The organism is Streptomyces sp. NPDC088354, from assembly GCF_044753585.1.
In the GTDB taxonomy this organism is placed as follows: domain Bacteria; phylum Actinomycetota; class Actinomycetes; order Streptomycetales; family Streptomycetaceae; genus Actinacidiphila.
This window is the reverse complement of record NZ_JBIVNJ010000107.1, coordinates 1-5,046: the sequence shown is the minus strand read 5'-3', so window position 1 is coordinate 5,046 and position 5,046 is coordinate 1. Positions and strand designations below refer to the sequence as shown.

Genomic DNA, 5,046 nt, shown 5'->3' with positions numbered 1-5,046 from the left:
CGCACGACGGCGCAGCTCAAGCGGGTACTGGGAAGGACGTGCCATGACTCGATCCTCTCAAACGATCGAGTCCCTACCGAACCCGGAACGGTTCACTTCAGGGCCTTCCTGCGTGCACTGTGATGGTGGGACACTTTGCTGCTTTCTGAGAGTCCATGGGATGTTGTGCGCAGTGGTTGCCGCCCTCAGACCAGGAAGTCCCGGTACCGGTGGAGCCGCTTGCGCGCGGTCTGCATGTTGTGCCGCTTGAGTTGTTCGGCACCCTCGGCGTCTCCGCGCACGAGAGCTTCGATCACCAAGCGGTGCTCGGCAAGGCTTTCCCGCATACGCCCCGGCGTCATGAGGATGCGGCGTCGGAGCGCGTGCGACTGGTCGCGGACGCCGGCCAGCATCTCGGCGAGGAAAGCCTGATCGGCCAGTTCGATGACGGTGTCGCGATACCGGTCGATCGCCGCCAGGAAAGCGTCGATGTCATCGTCGTCGGCAGCCTTGTCCAGGGGGCCGGCCTCGGCGAACAGCTCCTGCAGTTCGGCCCAGTCGGCCGGCTGCGACTTCCGCGCGGCGAGCCGCGCGGCCAATCCTTCAAGGAGCTCCAGGACGTCGTAGATCTCCTGCAGGCGGTCGTAATTCAGTCGCGCCACCACCACCCCCGCGTTGGGGAGACGCTCGACGAGCTTACGAGCTTCCAGGGCCTGCAAGGCGGACCGGACCGCGAATCTGGTGGTTCCCAGTTCCTCGGCCAGCTGTACCTCCGGCAGGCGCTCACCCGGAGCCAGGTCCCCGCGCAGTACGCGTTCACGCAGTTCGACTTCAACATCCTGACGTTTCACGACAAGCATGATCTTTCTTGAAAAGGTGCACTTCCTGACGCTGTCAACGCTAGGTGTGGCACGAAGTCATTGTCAACCGTCATGGCGACAATGTAGCAGCTGATTGGCGACAATGTCGGCTCTACGTGTCGCCAAACCGATACGCCGTCGCTCAAGATCAAGGTGTCCCCGCAGCACCCGGGGCGGGGACTGTACAAAGAACGGCTCTGGCCCGTCGTCGGTGGTGACGCCTGGGCGGTCAGGGCAGACGAATGCGGTGGCGGAGGTCGAATCCGGCGCGTCCGTGCATCTGTCGCATGATCCTCTTGGTGCGGGTGTTGACGCCTTCGGTGCGGCCGTTGCGGTACGGCGAGGTGAGGCCGGCGTTCACGGCGGGCCGGTCGATTTCGAGACCGTTTGTGAAGCTGCGCAGGTGAGGGAGGTCGATGGCCTGAACGGTCGTGATCCACTCGGTGAGTTTCACGTCGTTGCCCTCGGCCGGTTTCAGCAGGGTGGCGAAGCCGCGGACGAGATCGGCGAGTGCCGTCATCTCCAGGCAGGTCGCAGCGATCTTCTCCAGCAGGGTCGGTTCCTTCGGGCGCAGATTTTCGGGGTCGGTGAGCAGGAGGCGGCTGGCGTGACCGTGGTGGTGACGGGGCGCTCGCCCTCGGCGCGGCCCTGGTTGAGGTAGCGGATCCAGCAGGTTGGCACTGCCGGTGTAGCCCAACTCCCGCATCTCTTGGAGGAGGTGGGTCCGGGACGGCGGGATCCTCGGCACGGCGTCGGCGCAGGTGCTCGCGGATAGGGGTCGACGAATGGTGGGCCGGTAGGCGGGGGCGATGCGCAGGGCCTGGGGGTGTTCAGGGCCAGGCCCAGGCGGCGGGAGCAGTCGGGCAGGCCGACTCCCTGGCCGAGGAGATCGTGGATTTTGTTCCAGCCTTCGCGGGTGGTCTGCTCGCGTACTCCGCCGGGGCGTGGCGGGTTGATGGTGGCCCAGCATCCGGCGTGGGTGCGGACCTCGATCTGGACTTTGTCGGAGAGATTTCGCCAGAGGTGCCATCGGTCGCTGACCTGCACGGTGTCTGGCAGGGCACGGCGGACGGCTTCGGCCTAGGTGGCCGAAGCCGTCCCGGCACGCGACCTCGACGCCAGGATGTTCGCGCAGCCAGGACTCCAAGGTGACCATCTCGCGGTCGGGCAGGACCGCGACGCGTCGGCCGGTCTCGGCATCCGTGATGATCGTGGCGTAGCGGTGGCGGCGGCGCAGGGCGAAATCGTCCACGCCGATCACCCGCGGGACCGCCTGCTGCAGCAGCGACAGGCGCCGCACATGGCGCAGTGCTGTACTCCGGGAAACGGGCACGGCCAGCAGGCTGGCCAGGCGGACGGCCGCCTGGCCGCATAGCTCCCGCGCCACCTGGGATATCTGGCCGGCAAGCCGAACCGTCCGCGGCGTTGATGACGCTCCGGCAGTCCGGGAATCTGCTCGCGGAAGGTCTGCCGTCGGCAGCCCAGGGCCGGACAGGCCAGCCGCCGTACGCGCAAGTGGACAACGACCTGGCGACCGTCGACCGGCACGTCCCTCACCGTTCGGCGGTGGTACCCGTGTACCTTCGCCGTCGGCGTCCCGCACACCGGACACCGCACCGCCACATCTGGAGAGCGGGCCGTGATCACCACCGCGTCACCGCCGTCCGCCACGTCCTCGACGACCACCGCCGAAAGCCCTGAAAACACCGTCCCTACAAGGGAGTCGATACCCATCACAAGATCATGATCAAGGTCGGCTACTCGGCGTCACCACCGACTACGAGCCAGAGCCGTTCAATGGACAGACCCTGCCGTCAAATTCCAGGTAGGAGGCTTCCGAACACGGCGCGATCGTAGAGGCGCTGGTGCCACTCGTTGGCGTCCGGCCCAGGTGCAGTAGTCAGGACGGGGTTAGGGCTCGTCTCGATGAGGTGCAGGAGAGTCCAGGCGACGCCGTAGCAGTCGCCCGGACCAAACAAGAGACGAGCTTCGCTTCCTCTCTGGTGACCGGCCTGGCGATCGCGCCAAGCTGCTGGTCACGCCTTTCGACCTCTCCTTCGCTCGCCTCCCAGCCAGGAAGCGGGCCGTCGGCGACGAACGTCTGCACTTCGGGTCCCATGGCCAAAGGATCGACTGCCTTCGTCACCGCAGCAAGGGATCTTCACTGGTCCAGAGCCGCCGAGCAACGGGAACACAGAGGACGCTTCGTAGCGGGTCAGGGAGGCCCGAGGTCGGTGCTGCATCACCCGCCCGAGCAACCCACACGACGATCGACGAAAACGTCGAAAGTCGAGCTGGGGAACGAGAAACCCATGGTCAGCGCCTTGCACCTGCGGCAAGCGCAGCGCCGGAGGTCGCGCCGACTTCCGAGAGCCGACTCGTCGGCAGCGGCTGAATCTGACTCTTCTCCAAACGATCGTGTCCACGACATACTGCCGCCTGGTCTTCGAAGGGCCGGCGGGGAACGGGAGCGCCGGAGACGAATCGAGAGGGGAACGCACATGTCAGCACGTCGGATCCTTGCAACCCTGGCGGCCGCGGCTCTGGCGGCTGGTGGGCTCACTGCCATGACCACCACGCCAGCCAGCGCAGCAACCTGCCTGGGTACTGCCAAGAGCTTCACTCCCGTCGACAACGGGAACGAATACGTGTGGCCCGCATCCGGTTACGCCTACGCCACGTCCAACTGCAACGACATCAACGTCAAGCCGTCCATCGCAGCCGGCGGCGGGTTCGACTTCGTGCCCGTGCGCACCTGCTTCTACCCCACGAGCGGCAGCTCCTACTGCAATGCCTACCGCGACATCACGGTCGGAACCTGGAGTCTGGCCGCCACCGACGTCAAGGACGGCACCAGATTCATAGTGCAATTCCAGTTCAGCACCAAGGGATCGATCGCCTACTGACCTGACTCGTGCTGCTGCCCACGAGAGGCTCCGGCGCATCACACGCGCTGGAGCCCTTCGCCCAAGCTGCCGGTCTGAACGGCGTTGACACCGGCCTTCGCCACTCGCGTCACAAGTAACCGGCGGAGGAGGTCAACGACACCGGCCCACTGCTGCGCCGCCACGACGTGGTGGACGGAAAGGTTCGTCAAATGGCGGCTTCACAGCGCAGGCTCGCTGCCTCGTCCCCGATCTCCCGGTAGGCCGCGCCGCTCGCTCGTAGTAGCGGTGGCCGTCGCAGATGGCCAGGCCGACCTCCACGCACCCGGCATGCGCTGGTAGCAGCCCACCGCCGGGCGCGGCGCCAGGTCCCCGGGATGTCCCGGGGACCTGGACCGGCACGGAAGGGTTATCCGGATGGCAACCGTGCCCCGGCCATGCGGCCAGGCGTGACACTACCGGCGCTGCCGGCCGGGATGACCGGAGGGGCTGGGCTGTCCCTCACATTCCGCGAAGGCCGAGGGGACCGGGGTGTGGTCGTCGATGCTGATGTCCGGGGGACCATCGGCGGGGTGCGTTCCCCGGCGGGCCGCCAGGCCGGGTAGGTCAGGGTGAGCCGGGTGCCCCGGGCGTAGTGGACCAGCATCCAGTCCTCGCGGGAGAACTGCCCGCGCGCGTTCCACTCCTGGAGGGTTCTCGGGCCGTCCTGGTGCGGGTAGCCGGCGTCGTGGTGCGCGTCGAACAGGTGCACCTCCTGCCAGGCGGCCGTCGCCGAGGCGGGCAGGGCGTAGTGGGCCGGGGTGAGGCGGTCGGCGTGCAGGTTGGAATCGGCGTAGAACATCGGCGGGGTGTCGGTGGCGAAGGTGAACCGGTCCCAGAAGCCCTGGTGGCCCTCGCAGCGGGGCGGGGTGATGCCGCCCTGAAGGAAGTCCAGGGCGCGGAACGGCCAGACGATCTCGGTGAGTTCGCGGGTCTCGGCGTGCGCCCAGTCGTCGTAGACCCCGTCACCGCTGTCCAGGGCGGCCAGGCCCGAAGGCGATGGCCTCGCTCTGCCGACCAGGGGCGTCGACCGCGTCGGCGACCACCTCCACTCCAGGGATCCTGGCCGACGACCCGGCGGGAGGCGATGTCGGTGGCAGATAGAGCTGTCCGCGTACTCGTCTGAGTGCACCATCGAGTACGAAGTTGTCTGCACCATGGCTCAGGCCACGTCGGTGTCTCGCTGGTTGGCTTGCAGGCGGTTCTTGAGTCGGTAGCTGTTGCCGTTGATCGGGACGACCTCGCAGTGGTGCAGGAGGCGGTCGAGGATCGCGGTGGCCAGG

The 5,046-nt window shown here is 67.0% G+C and carries 4 protein-coding genes and 1 pseudogene; 1 reads left to right on the top strand and 4 read right to left on the bottom strand.

The window, feature by feature from the left end; all coding sequences use genetic code 11:
* Window positions 1–185 precede the first annotated feature (185 nt).
* Together ACIP98_RS41790 and ACIP98_RS41785 are read right to left on the bottom strand one after the other, a co-directional pair.
* A complete protein-coding gene (locus ACIP98_RS41790) occupies window positions 186–830 on the bottom strand; it encodes a GntR family transcriptional regulator (RefSeq protein WP_319663756.1) in 645 nt (214 codons plus the stop codon).
* 238 nt (window positions 831–1,068) lie between these two features.
* Window positions 1,069–2,546: pseudogene (locus ACIP98_RS41785) on the bottom strand (ISL3 family transposase).
* An 860-nt stretch (window positions 2,547–3,406) separates the two neighbouring features.
* On the opposite strand from ACIP98_RS41785, the gene ACIP98_RS41780 reads away from it, so the two are divergent.
* On the top strand, window positions 3,407–3,745 hold the full coding sequence (locus tag ACIP98_RS41780) for a hypothetical protein (RefSeq protein WP_401982046.1): 339 nt from the start codon (window positions 3,407–3,409) through the stop codon (window positions 3,743–3,745).
* A 388-nt stretch (window positions 3,746–4,133) separates the two neighbouring features.
* Here ACIP98_RS41780 and ACIP98_RS41775 read toward each other — a convergent pair whose 3' ends face one another.
* On the bottom strand, window positions 4,134–4,922 hold the full coding sequence (locus ACIP98_RS41775) for a hypothetical protein (protein ID WP_319663754.1): 789 nt from the start codon (window positions 4,920–4,922) through the stop codon (window positions 4,134–4,136).
* Between the two features lie 3 nt (window positions 4,923–4,925).
* Window positions 4,926–5,046, bottom strand: a 121-nt coding sequence (locus ACIP98_RS41770; protein ID WP_401982048.1) for an ATP-binding protein, incomplete at its 5' end; no start/stop codon positions are given.

Excerpts from the sequence above, each read along its gene's own strand:
- ACIP98_RS41780 (WP_401982046.1), top strand. The coding sequence starts at position 3,407 with ATGACCACCACGCCAGCCAGCGCAGCAACCTGCCTGGGTACTGCCAAG.
- ACIP98_RS41775 (WP_319663754.1), bottom strand. The coding sequence starts at position 4,922 with ATGGTGCAGACAACTTCGTACTCGATGGTGCACTCAGACGAGTACGCG.